This window comes from Actinomadura sp. NPDC048032 (assembly GCF_040653175.1).
In the GTDB taxonomy this organism is placed as follows: Bacteria; Actinomycetota; Actinomycetes; order Streptosporangiales; family Streptosporangiaceae; genus Spirillospora; species Spirillospora verrucosospora.
On record NZ_JBEZJP010000029.1, the window covers coordinates 1 to 16,022 of the forward strand.

17 protein-coding genes are annotated in these 16,022 nt (G+C 74.1%); 14 read left to right on the forward strand and 3 right to left on the reverse strand.

Going from position 1 to position 16,022, the window contains the following annotated elements:
- The first annotated feature begins 300 nt into the window (after nucleotides 1–300).
- Genes AB0C69_RS06665 through AB0C69_RS06685 form a run of 5 tightly spaced genes read left to right on the forward strand, consistent with a single transcriptional unit; the run spans nucleotide 301 to nucleotide 4,972 of the window.
- On the forward strand, nucleotides 301–966 hold the full coding sequence (locus AB0C69_RS06665) for an urease subunit gamma (protein ID WP_360350649.1): 666 nt from the start codon (nucleotides 301–303) through the stop codon (nucleotides 964–966).
- A complete protein-coding gene (locus AB0C69_RS06670; RefSeq protein ID WP_345175573.1) occupies nucleotides 959–2,767 on the forward strand; it encodes an urease subunit alpha in 1,809 nt (602 codons plus the stop codon). The genes AB0C69_RS06665 and AB0C69_RS06670 overlap by 8 nt, the downstream gene beginning before the upstream one ends.
- 34 nt (nucleotides 2,768–2,801) lie before the next feature.
- Nucleotides 2,802–3,467, forward strand: a complete 666-nt coding sequence (locus AB0C69_RS06675) for an urease accessory UreF family protein (RefSeq protein WP_360350653.1) — start codon at nucleotides 2,802–2,804, stop codon at nucleotides 3,465–3,467.
- A 24-nt stretch (nucleotides 3,468–3,491) separates the two neighbouring features.
- On the forward strand, nucleotides 3,492–4,181 hold the full coding sequence (gene ureG, locus AB0C69_RS06680) for an urease accessory protein UreG (protein ID WP_353834171.1): 690 nt from the start codon (nucleotides 3,492–3,494) through the stop codon (nucleotides 4,179–4,181).
- A complete protein-coding gene (locus AB0C69_RS06685) occupies nucleotides 4,178–4,972 on the forward strand; it encodes an urease accessory protein UreD (protein WP_360350657.1) in 795 nt (264 codons plus the stop codon). The genes ureG and AB0C69_RS06685 overlap by 4 nt, the downstream gene beginning before the upstream one ends.
- 20 nt (nucleotides 4,973–4,992) lie before the next feature.
- Here the strand turns inward: AB0C69_RS06685 and AB0C69_RS06690 are convergent, their stop codons facing one another.
- Nucleotides 4,993–5,421, reverse strand: a complete 429-nt coding sequence (locus AB0C69_RS06690; RefSeq protein ID WP_345175567.1) for a VOC family protein — start codon at nucleotides 5,419–5,421, stop codon at nucleotides 4,993–4,995.
- 75 nt (nucleotides 5,422–5,496) lie between these two features.
- On the opposite strand from AB0C69_RS06690, the gene AB0C69_RS06695 reads away from it, so the two are divergent.
- Together AB0C69_RS06695 and AB0C69_RS06700 are read left to right on the forward strand one after the other, a co-directional pair.
- Nucleotides 5,497–6,063: a dienelactone hydrolase family protein gene (locus AB0C69_RS06695; RefSeq protein ID WP_360350661.1), complete on the forward strand. Its 567-nt coding sequence runs from the start codon at nucleotides 5,497–5,499 to the stop codon at nucleotides 6,061–6,063.
- Nucleotides 6,064–6,378: 315 nt separating this feature from the next.
- Nucleotides 6,379–7,593 carry a phospholipase D-like domain-containing protein gene (locus tag AB0C69_RS06700; protein WP_360350664.1) on the forward strand — a complete coding sequence of 405 codons (1,215 nt, stop codon included), beginning with the start codon at nucleotides 6,379–6,381 and terminating at the stop codon, nucleotides 7,591–7,593.
- On the opposite strand, the gene AB0C69_RS06705 is transcribed toward AB0C69_RS06700, so the two are convergent.
- Entirely contained in the window at nucleotides 7,568–8,182 is a 615-nt protein-coding gene (locus AB0C69_RS06705; protein ID WP_360350667.1) for a hypothetical protein, read from the reverse strand. The two genes, AB0C69_RS06700 and AB0C69_RS06705, sit on opposite strands and share 26 nt — an antisense overlap.
- 123 nt (nucleotides 8,183–8,305) lie before the next feature.
- Between AB0C69_RS06705 and AB0C69_RS06710 the strand changes: the two genes are divergently transcribed.
- Together AB0C69_RS06710 and AB0C69_RS06715 are read left to right on the forward strand one after the other, a co-directional pair.
- Complete coding sequence (locus tag AB0C69_RS06710; protein WP_360350670.1) at nucleotides 8,306–9,472, forward strand: CoA transferase; 1,167 nt, start codon at nucleotides 8,306–8,308, stop codon at nucleotides 9,470–9,472.
- The gene (locus tag AB0C69_RS06715) at nucleotides 9,472–10,869 is read left to right on the forward strand and encodes an acyl-CoA synthetase (RefSeq protein ID WP_360350673.1); all 1,398 of its coding nucleotides are present in this window, start codon (nucleotides 9,472–9,474) and stop codon (nucleotides 10,867–10,869) included. The genes AB0C69_RS06710 and AB0C69_RS06715 overlap by 1 nt, the downstream gene beginning before the upstream one ends.
- Here AB0C69_RS06715 and AB0C69_RS06720 read toward each other — a convergent pair.
- A complete protein-coding gene (locus AB0C69_RS06720) occupies nucleotides 10,866–11,435 on the reverse strand; it encodes a helix-turn-helix domain-containing protein (protein ID WP_360350676.1) in 570 nt (189 codons plus the stop codon). The genes AB0C69_RS06715 and AB0C69_RS06720 overlap by 4 nt on opposite strands.
- Before the next feature lie 94 nt (nucleotides 11,436–11,529).
- Between AB0C69_RS06720 and AB0C69_RS06725 the strand changes: the two genes are divergently transcribed.
- The 5 genes from AB0C69_RS06725 to AB0C69_RS06745 all read left to right on the forward strand — a co-directional run bounded on the left by AB0C69_RS06725 (nucleotide 11,530) and on the right by AB0C69_RS06745 (nucleotide 15,968).
- Nucleotides 11,530–12,171: an NAD(P)H-binding protein gene (locus AB0C69_RS06725; protein WP_353834177.1), complete on the forward strand. Its 642-nt coding sequence runs from the start codon at nucleotides 11,530–11,532 to the stop codon at nucleotides 12,169–12,171.
- Between the two features lie 104 nt (nucleotides 12,172–12,275).
- The gene (locus AB0C69_RS06730) at nucleotides 12,276–13,232 is read left to right on the forward strand and encodes an ABC transporter ATP-binding protein (RefSeq protein ID WP_360350679.1); all 957 of its coding nucleotides are present in this window, start codon (nucleotides 12,276–12,278) and stop codon (nucleotides 13,230–13,232) included.
- Nucleotides 13,229–14,038 (forward strand): ABC transporter permease, encoded by an 810-nt coding sequence (locus AB0C69_RS06735; protein WP_360350682.1) that lies wholly within the window; start codon nucleotides 13,229–13,231, stop codon nucleotides 14,036–14,038. Before AB0C69_RS06730 ends, AB0C69_RS06735 begins: the two co-directional genes overlap by 4 nt.
- Nucleotides 14,039–14,085: 47 nt before the next feature.
- Nucleotides 14,086–15,366, forward strand: coding sequence for a sensor histidine kinase (locus AB0C69_RS06740; protein ID WP_360350685.1), 1,281 nt, complete (start codon nucleotides 14,086–14,088; stop codon nucleotides 15,364–15,366).
- Nucleotides 15,363–15,968: a response regulator transcription factor gene (locus AB0C69_RS06745; RefSeq protein ID WP_345175544.1), complete on the forward strand. Its 606-nt coding sequence runs from the start codon at nucleotides 15,363–15,365 to the stop codon at nucleotides 15,966–15,968. The genes AB0C69_RS06740 and AB0C69_RS06745 overlap by 4 nt, the downstream gene beginning before the upstream one ends.
- Nucleotides 15,969–16,022 lie beyond the last annotated feature (54 nt).

A 16,022-nucleotide genomic window follows, 5' to 3' on the forward strand; every position in this document is an offset into this window, starting at 1 on the left:
GATCCGGAAGGTCCACGGATATTGCGGAGGAGGATCCGCTGCGCGTCTCGGCCGGTCCAGAAGCCCGATCGCGCCCCCCGGCATGTGCCGCCGGCCAATGTTGCCTCTCGGGACGGTGAGTCCAGAGTGGCCGAGCGAACCCTTCCAGACCAAATCACCCTAAGTGACACTTCAACTCCGGAGAGGCGCCGCGTCCGGCGGTGCGACCCCGGAAGCGCTCGGCCGTCTTCCCGCCGTCTGTGAGCCGCGCCGTTCGGCGGCGCGGTCGCGGGGAGCCCGGACGACCTTGAGGAGGAAGCTGTGCATCTGACCCCGCACGAGCAGGAGCGCCTGATGATCCATGTGGCCGCCGACGTGGCGGCCGGGCGCCGGGCTCGTGGGCTCCGGCTGAACTATCCCGAAACGGTGGCGCTGCTGACCGCGCACGTGCTCGAAGGGGCCAGGGACGGCAGGACCGTCCGCGAACTGATGGCCTCGGGGCGGGGCGTGCTCACGCGCCGCGAGGTGATGCAGGGCGTGCCCGAGATGATCGAGATGATCCAGGTGGAGGCGACCTTCCCGGACGGCACCAAGCTGGTGACCATCACCGACCCCATCCCGGCGCGGCCCGACGTCACCGCGCCCGGGCAGGTCGCGCACCCCGAGCAGGCGGAGCCCGTGGGGATCAACGACGGGCTGCCGGTGACGAGGGTGGAGGTCCGCAACACCGGCGACCGCGCGGTGCAGGTCGGCTCGCACTACCACTTCTACGAGGTGAACCCGGCGCTGGAGATCCGGCCGGTACCGGTGGCGGCGGAGGCGGAACCCGACCGGGAGTGCGCGTACGGCAGGCGCCTGAACATACCCGCGGGCAAGTCGCGGCGCTTCGAGACCGCCTGCCGGGTCGAGGTCGATCTGGTTCCGCTGCAGGGAGAGCGCAAGGTCATGGGGCTTCGCGGGATGGTCGGAGGCGAGCTGCGTGACTGAGCCCGAGGTGTGCCGGCCCCGGCTGGAGCGCGCGGAGTACGCCGACCTGTACGGGCCCACCGCGGGCGACCGGATCAGGCTCGCCGACACCGATCTGTGGATCGAGATCGACGAGGACTGGGCGGGCGGCCCGGGGCACAGCGGTGACGAGGTGGTGTTCGGCGGCGGCAAGGTGATCCGCGAGTCGATGGGCCAGTCCCGGGTGTCGCGCGCCGAGGGCGCCCCCGACACGGTGATCACCGGGGCGGTGGTCCTGGACCACTGGGGCGTCGTCAAGGCGGACGTCGCGCTGCGCGACGGTGACATCGTCGCCCTGGGCAAGGCGTACAACCCCGAGACCATGAACCGGCGGCACGACGGCCACGCGGTCGCCACCGACATCGTGATCGGCCCGGAGACCGAGATCATCGCCGGCAACGGCAAGATCCTCACCGCGGGCGGGGTGGACACCCACGTCCACTTCATCTGCCCCGAGCAGCTCGACGAGGCGCTCGGCTCGGGCGTGACGACGCTCATCGGCGGCGGTACGGGGCCCGCCGAGGGGAGCAAGGCCACCACCGTCACCTCGGGCTCCTGGCACATCACCTCCCTGCTGGAGGCGCTGGACGGCTCGGCCGTCAACATCGGGCTGCTCGGCCAGGGCGCGACGATGTCCGCGGACTCCATGCGGGACCAGCTCGGCGCGGGGGTCATCGGGTTCAAGGTGCACGAGGACTGGGGCGCCACCCCCGCCGTCATCGACGCCTGCCTGCGGGTCTGCGAGGAGTCGGGCGCGCAGCTGGCCATCCACGCCGACACCCTCAACGAGGCCGGTTCCCTGGAGAGCACGCTGGAGGCCATCGCGGGCCGCTGCATCCACGCCTTCCACGTGGAGGGAGCGGGCGGCGGACACGCCCCGGACATGATCGAGATGGCGTCCCGGCGCAACGTGCTGCCCGCGTCCACCAACCCCACCCGGCCGCTGACGGTCAACACCGTCACCGAGCACATCGACATGCTGATGGTCTGCCATCACCTCAACCCGAAGGTCACGGAGGACCTGGCCTTCGCCGAGTCGCGGATCCGGCCGTCGACGATGGCGGCCGAGGACGTCCTGCACGACATGGGCGCCATCTCCATCATGTCCTCCGACGCCCAGGCGATGGGGCGCATCGGCGAGATGGTCCTGCGGACCTGGCAGACCGCGCACGTGATGAAGCGGCAGCGCGGCCCGCTGGACGGCGACGGGGCCGCCGACAACCTGCGGGCCCGCCGCTACGTCGCCAAGTACACCATCAACCCCGCCGTCGCCCAGGGCATCGCCCACCGGGTCGGCTCGGTGGAGACCGGCAAGCTCGCCGACCTGGTCCTGTGGGAGCCGGCGTTCTTCGGCGTCAAGCCCTACCTGGTGATCAAGGGCGGGCAGATCGCCTGCGCGCAGGTCGGGGACGCCAACGCCGCCGTCCCGACCCCGCAGCCGGTGCTTCCCCGCCGTATGTTCGGCGCCCTCGGGCAGGCCCCGGGCGGCAACTCGGTCACCTTCGTCACCGAACGGTTCGCCGGAGGCGTGCCCGGCCTCCGCAAGCCCTTCGAGACCATCACCGGCACCCGGGGGCTGACCAAGGCCGACATGCGCGAGAACGACGCCCTCCCGCGCATCGAGGTCGACCCCGACAGCTTCACCGTGGTGATCGACGGCAGCGGGGGAGCGGCCGAGCAGGACGACCGGAGCCGGGACGTCAACGTGGAGGTCGGCGAGGACGCGGTCACACCGGCCTACCGGACCGAACTGCCCATGGCCCAGCGGTACTTCCTGTTCTGACCGGTCCCCACCCCTTGGAGCCACGTTGAGCCCCGTGTCGCTTCTGATCCTCGGTGACGGACGTTTCCCCTCCGGAGGCCACGCGCACTCCGGAGGCGCCGAGGCCGCCGTCACCGCCGGACGCGTCCGCGACGCCGCGACCCTGGAGGACTTCTGCCGCGGGCGGCTGGCCACCGCCGGCCTGGTCGCGGCCTCGCTGGCCGCCGCCGCGGCGGCCGGACACGACCCGCTGGTCCTGGACGACGCCGCCGACGCCCGCACACCCGCCCCGGCGCTGCGCCAGGTGGCGCGCAGGCTGGGACGGCAGCTGACGCGCGCCGTCCGCGCCGTCTGGCCCAGCCCCGAACTGGAGCACCTGGCAGCCGCACGTCCCGGCGGCGCGCACCAGCCCGTCGTGCTCGGCGTCGCCGCGCGCACGGCCGGGCTGACGCCGCGGAACGCCGCCCAGGCCGCCGCTTACGACAGCGTCAGCGCGCCGGTGACCGCCGCGGTACGCCTGCTCGGCCTCGACCCCTTCCAGGCCGCCGCCGTCGCCGCCCGCCTCGCCGGCGACATGGAGGACGTCGCCGCGGAGGCCGCCCGCCATGCCGCGCGCCTGCCGGTGGACGGGGTGGACGCGCTGCCCGCCGCGTCCGCGCCGCTCCTGGACATCACCGCCGAACAGCACGCGGCCTGGCCGGTACGCCTGTTCGCCAGCTGAAGACAGCCACACCCGGAGAGCACCATGCACCTGCACCGCACCGACCCGGTCATCGACGACATCATTCCCCCCGCCGCGGCCCGCTCCGGCGACCGCCCCCGCCCGCTGCGCATCGGCCTGGGCGGCCCGGTGGGCTCCGGCAAGACCGCCACCGTCGCCGCCCTGTGCAGGCGGCTGCGCGACACCCTGTCCATCGCGGTGGTGACCAACGACATCTACACCCGCGAAGACGCCGAGGCCCTGCTGCGCCAGGCGGTGCTGCCCCCCGAACGGATCACCGCCGTCGAGACCGGCGCCTGCCCGCACACCGCCATCCGCGACGACATCTCCGCCAACCTCGAAGCCGTCGAGGACCTCCAGGAACGGATCGGCTCCCTCGACCTCGTCCTGATCGAATCCGGCGGCGACAACCTCACCGCCACCTTCTCCAAGGGCCTGGTCGACCACCAGATCTTCCTCATCGACGTCGCGGGCGGCGACGACATCCCCCGCAAGGGCGGCCCCGGCGTCACCGCCGCCGACCTCCTGGTCATCAACAAGACGGACCTCGCCCCGCACGTCGGCGCGGACCTCGGCGCCATGGAACGCGACGCCCGGTCCGCGCGCGGCCCCCTGCCCGTCGTCCTCACCAGCGTCAAGGCCGACCACGGCGTCGACCCCATCGCGGACTGGGTCCGCCGCCGCCTCGCCGAGCAGGCCGCGGCCCGGGCATGACCGCGGCGCCGCCCGCTCCCTTCGGGCTGCACGCCACCGCCCGCCTCAGAGCCGAGGCGGCGGACGGAGTCACCGATCTGCCGCTGCTCCACGGCGACGGCCCGTTCGCGCTCCGGCGGCTCCGCCCGCGCGGCCCGCAGGCGCGCGTCTGCCTCCTGAACACCATGAGCGCCCCGCACAACGGCGACCGCCTGCGCGTCGAGGCCGTCGTCGGGCCGGGCGCCGACCTGCACGTCATCTCCGCCGCCGCCACCGTCGCACTGCCCGGACCGGCGCCCGGGCACGCCGTCCTCGACGTGGCGCTGAGCGTGGCGGACTCCGCGCGACTGCTCTGGCTGCCCGAACCCGTCATCTCCGCCACCGGAAGCGACCTGCGCCAGCACATCCGCGTCGACCTGGCCCCCGGCGCACGGCTCGTCCTCGGCGAGCAGCAGATCCTCGGCCGCGCACACGAGCCGGCAGGACGGCTGGCCTGCCGCGTCACCGTCCGCCACAGCGGACGGACGCTGCTGGACCAGCACACCGTCTACGGCCCCGGCGCCCCCGGCTGGGACGGCCCCGCCGTGCTGGCCGGCAACCGCGCCGTCGGCCAGCTCCTCGTCATCGACCCCGCGTACCGAGACCTTCCGCCCGGCACGCGGATCCTCGACGACGTCCCGGAGCGCGCCCACGGCGTCGTCACCCCGCTCGCCGGTCCAGGCGTCCTCCTCACCGCCGTGGCCCCGGACGCCGGCGACCTCCGCCGCTGTCTCGACGCCGCGCTCCGCCACCTCGGCCTCGGGGCCGGCTGAGCCGGGGAGCCCGCACTCGATCAGCCCGACGACCCGGGCCGGGTGCCGGGTTCGGTGAGCTCGATGATGTTGCCGAGGTTGTCGCTGACGAACGCGACGCGCTGACCGATCTCCGCCACCGCCATGGGCCCGCCGATCAGGTCCGCTCCCAGGTCGCGCAGTTCGGAGACGGCCGCGTCGAGATCGGTGACGGCGAGGCAGAAGTGGTGCAGGCGCGCCGGGTCCATGCTCGACAGGACGTTGTCCGTGGGCGCCTGGCGGGTCGACGCGACCGCCATCAGTTCGATCTTGACGTCCCCGCGGACGAGGAAGACGAACGTCATGCCGTAGGTGTCGAACCGCCGGTCGACGGTGAAGCCGAGCGCGCGGGAGTACCAGTCGATGGTGGCGTCGAGGTCCGCGGGGGGAACGGTGATGCCGATGTGGTCGAGGGAGAAGGAAATGCTCATGCGGTCAACGTTCGCCGCGGGCCGGGCCGATTACCAGAGCCGGATCGACGGCGGAGTCCACGGCATGATGCCGGTATGGCTCATGTCGCGCTGTTCCACTCCGTCCTCGGGCTGCGCTCCGCCGAACTCGCCGCGGCCGAGCGACTGCGCCGCGCCGGGCATGAGGTCCTCGCACCGGACCTGTTCGGCGGCCGTACCGCGGCCACGCTCGACCAGGGATTCCGGATAGCCGACCAGGTCGGCTGGACGACGGTGGTCGAGCGCGCCCGCCAAGCCCTCCAGGCCATGCCGGGCCGGACCGTGCTGGCCGGCCTCTCCATGGGCGCGGGCGTCGTCGGCGCCGTCTGGCCCGAGCGCCCCGACGCCGCCGGGGTCCTCCTGCTGCACGCCCCCGCCGAGATCCCGGCGTCCGTCCGGCCGGGCCTCCGGGTGCGACTGCACGCCGCCGAGCCGGACCCCTTCGCCCCGCCCGAGCAGGTCGCCGCCCTGCGGCGGTCGGCCCGGACCGCCGGCGCCGAGCTGGAGATCTTCCGCTACCCGGGCGTCGGCCACTTCTACACCGACCCCGATCTCCCCGACCACGACTCCGCCGCGTCCGAGCTGACCTGGAGCAGAGTGCTCGACTTCCTCGCCTCGGCCTGAAGCCGCGCGCGACGAGGGGAGCGGCCGCCCGGCGTCCGGGGTTCTGTGATCCGCTTTTCGGCCGGCTGGTCTTCCTGACAGGGCCCATTTCCGGGCGCGGTAAGGACCACGGCCGGGCGGAGGTACTCTCGGTGTCCGGCCGCGTGCATTGGGTGCCGGGAAATGATGTCGATTCGCTCTCACCTCATGGCGCGGCGGCATGAAACGCGTATCCGCGGGGACGCATCCGGGCCGAGCGGCGATCGCTTTCGTGCTTTCGGTGTGGCGGCACGAGTCCGTCGATCGTCGGCCTTGGCATAAGGAGAAGACAACAGAATGACCGTGTCGCAGCAGGAACCGACGCCCCCCGGAGACGACCTGCTCTCCTCCCCGTCCGACGATCGCGCGCACCGGATCCGCCGCGCCCTGGAGCGGCTGATCGGCGTGGCGGCGACGGAGGGCAACGCCGTGACGCCCCTGCGCAACGGGGACGAGATCTTCCCCCGGATGCTGGACGAGATCGCCGGGGCGCGGCGCACCATCGACATGATGACCTACGTGTACTGGCGCGGGGACATCGCCCACCGCTTCGCCGACGCGCTGTCGGAGCGCGCCCGCGCCGGGGTGCGGGTCCGGCTGCTGCTGGACGGCATCGGCGCCTGGCAGATCGAGAAAGACCTGGTGAGGCGGATGGAGCGGGCGGGCGTGACGGTCGCCTGGTTCCGCAAGCCCGTGTACGTGTCGCCGTTCAAGCAGAACCACCGGTGTCACCGGAAGGTCCTGGTGGTGGACGAGCGGGTGGCCTTCACCGGCGGGGTCGGCATCGCGGAGGAATGGTGCGGTGACGCCCGGGACGAGAGCGAGTGGCGCGACAGCCATTTCCGGGTCCGCGGGCCCGCGGTGGACGGGATCGCGGCCGCGTTCGCGCAGAACTGGGCCGAGTGCCACGACATGCTGTTCGACGACCGCGACCGCTTCGTCGGCCACGAACCGGCCGGCGACGCCGTGGTGCAGGTGGTGCGGGGGTCGGCCAGCGTCGGCTGGCAGGACATGCAGACCCTTCTGCGCGTCGTCCTGCAGCTGGCCGAGCGGCGGCTACGGGTGGCCTCCGCCTATTTCGCGCCCGACGACTACTTCGTCAACCTGCTGTGCGAGACCGTCGCCCGCGGGGTCGAGGTGGAAATGCTCCTCCCCGGCCCGCACGCCGACAAGCGCGTGAGCCGCCTGGCGAGTCAGCGCCATTACGAGGACCTTTTGAAGTGCGGCGTGCGCATTAACCAGTTCCAGCCGTCGATGCTGCACACGAAAATTCTCACCATGGACGGAATGGTCTCGCTCATCGGGTCCACGAACTTCAACCGGCGGTCCCTCGATCACGACGAGGAGGTCATGCTGGCCGTGATCGACAAGGATCTGACCGCGACCCTGGACGCCCATTTCGAGGAGGATCTCGCGCGCAGCGAGCGGGTCGACCACGCCCGGTGGGCCCGGCGCTCCGTGGCGCAGCGCGCCAAGGAACTGTCGATCACGCCCATCCGCCGTTTCCTCTAGGAGGGCGGTCGTCCGCCGGTCCGGGAAGGGCCCTGAAGCGGTGCGGGGTGAAGGTCGTGCCGTCCACGAGGAGATCGCAGCGGTCGGCGGTGGCGTCGGCGGCGAAGTGGGCCTGCTCGCGGACGGCCCAGTCCTCCCAGGCCCCGGCGTACTCGGGGCCGTCCCGGTCGAGGGCGCGGGCGCGGCGCAGGTCGTACGGCGCGTCGATCCAGATCCGGTAGGCGGCGGGCGCCTTCGCCCAGGCGGAGCCGACGCCCTCGACGAGCAGCACGGGAGCGGGCGGGACGCTCTCCTCGGGGCCGTAGCGGTCGTGGCGCCAGTCGTAGCGGCGCAGCACGGCGGGCCGCCCGTCCCGCAGCGGGTCCAGCACCGCGTCCCGGAGGGGGCGCCACCAGGTGAGCGGGTCCGCGTCCCACGGCACCCGGAAATCGTCCGACCGGACGACCGGGGCGCCGACCAGGACCTCCGCCAGGTGGCCCGCGAACGTGGACTTGCCCGCGCCGCTCGGGCCGTCCACCGCGACGACCCGCACCGGGCCGCAGGACGGCGGCAGCGCGAGCAGCCGCGCGGCGAGCGCGGCGTACGTCACGCTGGAGGACCCTCCTCCGGGGTGGGACACGGCAGACGGCGGCACGGACGGCATACTTCCAGGTACCCGGGCCCGCCCGAGAACGGAGCCGTCCCCCCGGAGCCCCGAGAAGGAGAACGCCCCTTGCCCGGACCGCTCGAAGGCGTCGTGATCGTCGACCTCAGCCGCGTCGTGGCGGGCCCGCAGGCCACCATGACGCTCGCCGACCTCGGCGCCCGCGTGATCAAGGTCGAGCAGCCCGGCACTGGGGACGAGACGCGGGGCTGGGGCCCGCCGTTCGCGGGCGCGGACCGCGTGAGCACCTACTACCTGTCGATCAACCGGAACAAGGAGTCGATCACCCTCGACCTGAAGTCGGACGAGGGCCGGGACGTCCTCGCCCGGCTCGTCCGGCACGCCGACGTGCTGGTGGAGAACTTCCGGGCGGGGGTGCTCGACCGGCTCGGCTTCCCGGTGGAGCGGCTGCACGAACTGAACCCGGGGCTGGTCGTCCTGTCCATCACCGGGTTCGGGCACGACGGGCCCGAGGGCGGACGGCCCGGCTACGACGCGATCATGCAGGGCGAAGCGGGGATCATGAGCGTGACGGGGCCGCCCGGCACGCCGAGCAAGGTCGGCCTGTCGATCGCCGACATCCTCGCCGCGGGCAACGGCGTCGCGGGCGTGCTGGCCGCCCTGTACGAGCGGACCCGTACCGGGCGCGGGGCCGTCGTCCGCACCTCGCTGCTGGCGTCGGTGGTCGGGGCCCACATGTTCCAGGGGACGCGCTGGACCGTCGCCCGGGACGTCCCCGAGTCGGTCGGCAACGACCACCCGTCCATCGCCCCCTACGGGACGTTCCGCTGCGAGGACGGGCAGATCCAGATCGGCGTCGCGAACCAGAACCTGTGGCGCAGGTTCGCGCCGATCGTCGGCCTGGACCCGGACGACGCCCGCTACGCGACGATCCCCGACCGCGCGGCCCGGCGCGCCGAGCTGACCGCCGACATCGAGCGGGCCCTCGCGGCCGGCACGCGCGACGCCTGGCTCGCGCGGTTCGGCGAGGCGGGCGTCCCGGCCGGGGCGATCCGGTCGATCGACGAGGTGTACGAGTGGGAGCAGACCCGCTCGCAGGGCCTGGTCGTCGAGGTGGACCACCCCCAGCTCGGCCCGATCGAGCTGCCGGGGCCGCCGCTGCGCTTCGACGGCGCGCCGCCGCGCGAGCACACCGCGCCGCCGCTGCTGGGCGAGCACACCGGCGCGGTCATGGCCTGGCTGGAGGAACGGGAGAACGAGGAGAGGGGCGAGTGATGGATCTGCTCGGCGGGACGGGCGGCCCGGTGCGGATCGCCGGACGGGAGCTGCCACGCGACGAGCTGCTCGGCCGGGCATCCGCCGTCGCCGCGGAGATCCGGGGCGCGGACGCGGTCGCCGTGCACGCCACGGCGTCCCTGGAGACGGTCGCGGCGGTCGTGGGCGGCCTCCTCGCGGGCGTCCCCGTGGTGCCGCTGCCTCCCGACTCCGGGCCCGCCGAGCGCGCCCACATCCTCGGCGACTCCGGCGCGGACCTGATCCTCGCGGACGGGGCGACGGAGGCGTCCGGGACGGAGCCGCCGCTCCTCCCGGTCGACCGGTTGCCGAGCGGCGGGAGCGGCGGGCACGGGGAGATCGCCGCCGACGCGACCGCCCTGATCCTCTACACGAGCGGGACGACGGGCGCGCCGAAGGGCGTGCTGATCTCGCGGAGCGCCATCGCCGCCGGGCTCGACGCCCTCGCCGAGGCGTGGGCCTGGACGCCCGGCGACGTCCTGGTCCACGGGCTTCCGCTGTTCCACGTGCACGGGCTCGTCCTCGGCGTTCTCGGGCCCCTGCGGGTCGGGTCGCCCCTCGTCCACACCGGGCGCCCGAGGCCGGAGCTCTACGCGGCGGCGGCGCGGGACGACGGCGGCAGCCTGTTCTTCGGCGTCCCCACCGTCTGGTCGAGGACGGCGGCGGACCCGTCCACCGCCGAGGCCCTGCGCGGCGCGCGGCTGCTGGTGTCCGGCAGCGCGCCGCTGCCCGTGCCCGTGTTCGAGCGGCTCTCGGCCCTCACCGGGCACCGCCCGGTGGAGCGGTACGGCATGACCGAGACGCTCATCACGGTCAGCGCCCGCGCGGAGGGCGACCGGCGCCCCGGCTACGTCGGCACGCCGCTGCCCGGCGTGGAGACCCGCCTGGCCGCGGAGGACGGCTCGGCCGTCCCGCCGGACGGGGAGACGCCCGGGGAGCTGCACGTCCGCGCGCCGCTGCTGTTCAAGGGGTACCTCAACCGGCCGGAGGCGACCGCGGAGTCGTTCACGCCGGACGGCTGGTTCCGCACCGGCGACATCGCCACGATCGGCCCGGACGGCTGGCACCGGATCGTGGGGCGCGCGTCCACCGACCTGATCAAGAGCGGCGGTTACCGGATCGGCGCCGGGGAGATCGAGAACGCGCTGCTCGCCCACCCCGCCGTGCGGGAGGCCGCCGTCGTCGGGACGCCGCACGACGACCTCGGCGAGCAGGTCACGGCCTACGTCGTCGCCGACGGGGTCGGCGAGAGGCAGCTCATCGACTTCGTGGCCGAGCGCCTGTCGGTGCACAAGCGGCCCCGCGTCGTCCACCTGGTCGGCTCCCTGCCCCGCAACGCCATGGGCAAGGTCGTCAAGAGCCGGCTGAGCGAACTCTAGGGGAGGAGCTCGGCGAGGACGGGCCGGACCAGGCCGCGGGCGAACGACTCGGGGGGGTCCTCGGACTCCGCGAAGTAGAGCAGGAACCCCTGCTGGAAGCAGGCGCCCATCAGCAGGGCCGCCGCGGCCTGCGTGTCGGCGGACGGGGCCACCCGGCCGAGCTCGCGTTCGGCGTCCAGGTAGCGGGCCAGCGCGCGCACCGGCTCGTGCGGGCCCGCGCCGTACTCGCGCAGCGACTCGCGGGTCGCGTGCAGCAGCCGCGGCTGCGCCGCCATCGAGACCATCATCGGGAACGAGCGCCGGTAGAAGCCCAGCGCGCCGTGCACGATCCTGACGAGGTTCGCCTCGACGGTGTCCTCGCCCGGGACGCCCATCGAGGTGAACGGCGGCATGCGCTCCTTCAGGACGCGCAGCATCAGCTCGTCCTTGTCGCGGAAGTGCTTGTAGAGCAGCGCCTCGGAGTAGCCGGCCGCCTTCGCGATCTCCTTGGTGGTGGCGCGGGCGACCCCGTGCCGCCGCATGACGTCCGCCGCGGCGTCGAGGATCCGTTCGCGCGCGTCGCTCAATGAGGCCCCCCTTGACAGGTGAGTGAACGCTCACCATGATAGAGGTTAGTAAGTACTCACTCACCCCTTTCGCAGCGATTCCCAGGAGGACCCGATGAAGCTCACGGTGTTCGGGGCGACCGGCGGCACCGGCGTCCAGGTCGTCCGGCGCGCGCTGGACGCCGGGCACGAGGTGACCGCCGTCGTCCGCGACCCCGCCGCCCTGCCCGGCGAGGTCCGCGCCTGCGCCGACGTCGTCCAGGCCGACGTCATGGACCCGGCGGCGATCGAGGAGGCGGTCCAGGGCCGCGACGCCGTCGTCACCGCGATCGGCACCCGCGACGGCCGCCGGCCGACCAGCGTCTGCGCGGCCAGCGCGGGCGCCATCATCGCGGCCATGCGGGCGGCCGGGGCCGAGCGGTTCGTGCTGACCAGCGCGTCCGGGCTCCACGCCGGACCGGGCGACGACCCGTTCACCCGGTTCGTGGTCAAGCCGCTCGTCCTGGGCCCGCTCCTCAAGCACGCGTTCGCCGACATGCGCGCCGCCGAGGCCGTCACCCGCGAGAGCGGCCTCGCCTGGACGATCGTCCGCCCGCCGCGCCTCACCGCCGGCCCCGGCAACGGCCGCTACCGCAAGGCCGCCGACCGCAACGTCCTCGGCGGCCTGTCGATCGCCCGCACCGACCTCGCCACCGCGCTCCTCGACGTGGCGGGCGACCTGTCCACCGTCCGGCACGTCATCAGCGTCGCGGGCTGAGGCCTCGGCATGACACCTGTCACGCCGATCACCTGACGGCGCGCGTCCCGGACCGGTGACAGGCGCTTCTACCGGGGCGCACGCGCGGGCGCGAGGCTGGGGCCATGGAGACGAACCCAGCGATCCGCGTCGACGGCCTGCGGCAGCGGTACGGGGACTTCGAGGCCGTCGCCGGGATCTCGTTCGAGGTCGCGCCGGGGGAGCTGTTCGCGCTGCTCGGCACGAACGGCGCGGGCAAGACCACCACCCTCGAAACGCTGGAGGGGCACCGGACCGTCCACGAGGGCACGGTCCGCGTCCTCGGCCACGACCCGCACCGGGAGCGCCGCCGGGTCCGGCCGCGCATGGGCATCATGCTGCAGGACGGCGGCTTCTTCGCCGACCTCACCGTCGCCGAGACCGTCGACCACTGGCGCGGATTCACCCCCGCCGCGCGGGCGCGCGACGAGGCCGTCGCCCTGGCCGGGCTCGCCGAGAAGGCGGGCGTGCGGGTGCGGCAGCTCTCCGGCGGCCAGAAGCGCCGCCTCGACCTCGCGCTCGCCCTGCTCGGGAGGCCCGACGTCCTGTTCCTGGACGAGCCGACGAGCGGCATGGACCCCGAGGCCCGGCGCGCGACCTGGGACATCGTCCGGGAGGTGGTGGCAGGCGGCACGGCCGTCCTGCTCACCACCCACTACCTGGAGGAGGCCGAGCACCTCGCCGACCGGCTCGCGATCCTGCACCGGGGCCGGATCGAGGCGTCCGGGACGGTCGCCGACGTCGTCGCCGGGCACGGCGACCGCATCGAGTTCCGGCTGCCCGAGCGCGTCCCGGTCGCCGAACTGCCCCCGCTGCGGGGCGCCCGCGCCGACGTCCGGGTGGAGGGCGGGCGCGCCGTCGCGTCCTACGCCCTGCCCTCCGGCGACGGCGACCTAGACGGCGACGCCCCGGGGCTCCAGTCGGGGCTCTACGAGCTGCTGCGCTGGGCCGACCGGGAGGGCGTCCGGCTGGACGGCCTGCGGGCGCGCAGCGCCTCCCTCGAAGACGTCTTCCTGCGCACCGCCGAAGGAGCCTCCCGATGATCCTCCCGTCGATGAGCCCCGCCGCGGTGCTGCGCGTCGCCCGGCTCGACCTCGTCCTGCTCTGGCGGAACCGGACCGCCCTGTTCACCGTCGCCGGCCTGCCCGTCCTGTTCGCGGCCATGCTCGTCCCGGTCCGCGGCGAGAGGATCGACGGCGTCGACGGCGCCCTCCTGCAGGGCACCGGCCACCTGGGGTTCTTCCTGGTCTTCGCCGTCTTCATGAACCTCGTCAACGTGCTCACCGCCCGCCGCGAGGACCGCACGCTCAAGCGGCTGCGCGGCACCGCCCTGTCGGACGCGGAGATCACCGCCGGCAGCGTCCTCACCGCGACCGCGCTGTACGCGGTGCAGGCCGCGGCGCTGCTGGTCCTGCTCGGCGCCGCGATGGGCGGCCGGATCCCCGCCGACCCCGTCCTGGTGCTGGCCGGGCTCGCGGGCGGCGCCGCCGTGTTCGCGACGCTGGCGTTCGCCGTCTCGGGGATCACGCCGAACGCGGAGCTGGCGCAGCTCACCGTCCTGCCGATCATGTTCGGCTGCATGCTCGGGGCCGGCGTCATGTTCCCGATGGGCGGCCTGCCCGGCTGGGTCCAGGAGGCCTGCCGGTGGGTGCCGCTCAGCCCCGTCGTGGAGATCGTCCGGACGGGGTACTTCGGCCAGGACTTCGTGCACCGCCCCGGACACCCGTCCGTCGGCATCGCCGAAGGCTGGCTCAGCTGCGTGCGGCCGTTCTTCCTCCTGGCCTTCTGGGCCGCGTTCGGACGCCTGCTGGCCACCCGCTGGTTCCGGTGGGAGCCGCGCCGCGCCTGACGCGCCGCGGGGCCCCGTTACAGTGCGATGCGAGGAGGAACGGAACCATGGCGGTCGCGACCACGGCGGACATCGAGGAACAGGCCGCCCGCAAGCTGGAGCGGTACAGGCGGGTGACGTACCGCTCGTTCATGTTCGCCGCCGTCGGCTTCGTCCTGCCGGGCCTGTACGGCCTCGAAGAGGCGTACACCGACGGCGACGCGGCCGTGCCGGTGATCGTCGCGGCCGTCGCGGGGCTCGCGGTGCTCGCCTGGTACTACGCGCGCCTCGTCCGGGCGGGACTCGAAGGCACGACGTCCAGGCGCGACGCCGTAGGAAGCGGCGCCGTCGCCGGAGCCCTGAGCCTGATGCTGCTCACCAGCCCGTGGTTCAGCGTCATCCCCGTCTTCTGGGTCTCGGCCGTGGTGCTGTCCCCGATGGGACGGAGGCGGATCGCCGCGCTGTGCGCGGGCACCGGGGCGTACTGCGGGGCGGTGGGCACGGTCGCCGCGGAGCGCCTGTACCCCGACGGCGACGCCCCCTGGTACGCGATCTTCCCGGTGCTGTTCGCCCTGTACACCGCGATCTCCGGGTTCGTCGTGTTCGTCAACCGGTACCAGCGGCGCATGTGGGAGCTGCACCAGGAGGCCTACGCGGCGCGCGACGCCCTCGCCCGGCTCGCGGTCACCGAGGAGCGGCTCCGCTTCTCCCGCGACCTGCACGACCTGCTCGGCCACAGCCTGTCCCTCATCGCGGTGAAGAGCGAGCTGGCCAAGCGGACGGTGCGCGACGACCCCGACCGGGCGGGCGCCGAGATGGCCGACGTCCAGCACGCCGCGAGGGAGGCGCTCCGGGAGGTCCGCGCCGCCGTCCGCGGCTACCGGGCCGTGGAGCTGGACGCCGAACTGGCCGGGGTGCGGGCCGTGCTGGAGGCCGCCGGGGTGCGCTGCGAGATCGGCCGCCCGCCGGACGGGCTGCCGCCTGAGGTCGGCTCGGTGCTCGCCTGGGTGATCCGCGAGGGCGCCACCAACGTCATCAAGCACAGCGAGGCGAGGAACTGCGCGATCTCGCTCGTCGTGTACGGCGGCACCGCTCGCGGCGGCGTCCCCTACGGTGACTCCGTGGTCCTGGAGATGCGCAACGACGGCGTCCGCGGCGCCGAGGCCGCCGGGGGCTCGGGCCTGACCGGCCTCGCCGAACGCGTCGCCGTGCTCGGCGGCGAGATCACCGCCGGCCGGCACGGCCGCGACGGGTTCCTGCTGCGCGCCGCCGTTCCCCTCCCGCCCGCGCACGAGCGCGGCGGCGGGACGGACGCCGGTCAGGCGCTCACGGCCGGGCGGCCCGCGTGATCCGTGTCCTGCTCGCCGACGACGAGCACCTCATCCGCGGCGCCGTCGCCGCCCTCCTCGGCCTGGAGCCCGACCTGGAGGTCGTCGCCGAGGTCGGCCGCGGCGACGCGGTCGGCGCCGCGGTCGCCGCGCACGACCCCGACGTGGCCGTCCTCGACATCGAGATGCCGGGCGCGGACGGCCTCGCCGTCGCCGAGGAACTGCACGCCGCCGGCGCCCGCTGCGCGGTGTGCATCCTGACGAGCTTCGGCCGCCCCGGCTACCTGCGCCGCGCCATGTCCGCCGGGGTCCGCGGCTTCGTCGCCAAGGACGCCCCCACCGACGAGCTCGCCAGCGCCATCCGCAAGATCCACGGCGGCGGCCGGTACCTGGACGCCGAGCTGGCCGCCAGCGCGATGGCCGCCGGGGACAACCCGCTCTCCGAGCGCGAGCGCGACGTCCTCCGCCTCGCCGGGGCCGGCGCCGAGACCGCCCGCATCGCGGCCGACCTGCACCTGTCGGAGGGCACCGTCCGCAACTACCTGTCCACCGCGATGGCCAAGATGGGCGAGCCCACCCGCGTCCGCGCCGCCCGCGCCGCCCTCGACATGGGCTGGATCTGATCGGGAGGCCGTCCCGGCGGCGCCGTGCACGCCGGGCCGGGGGCCTAGGCTTGG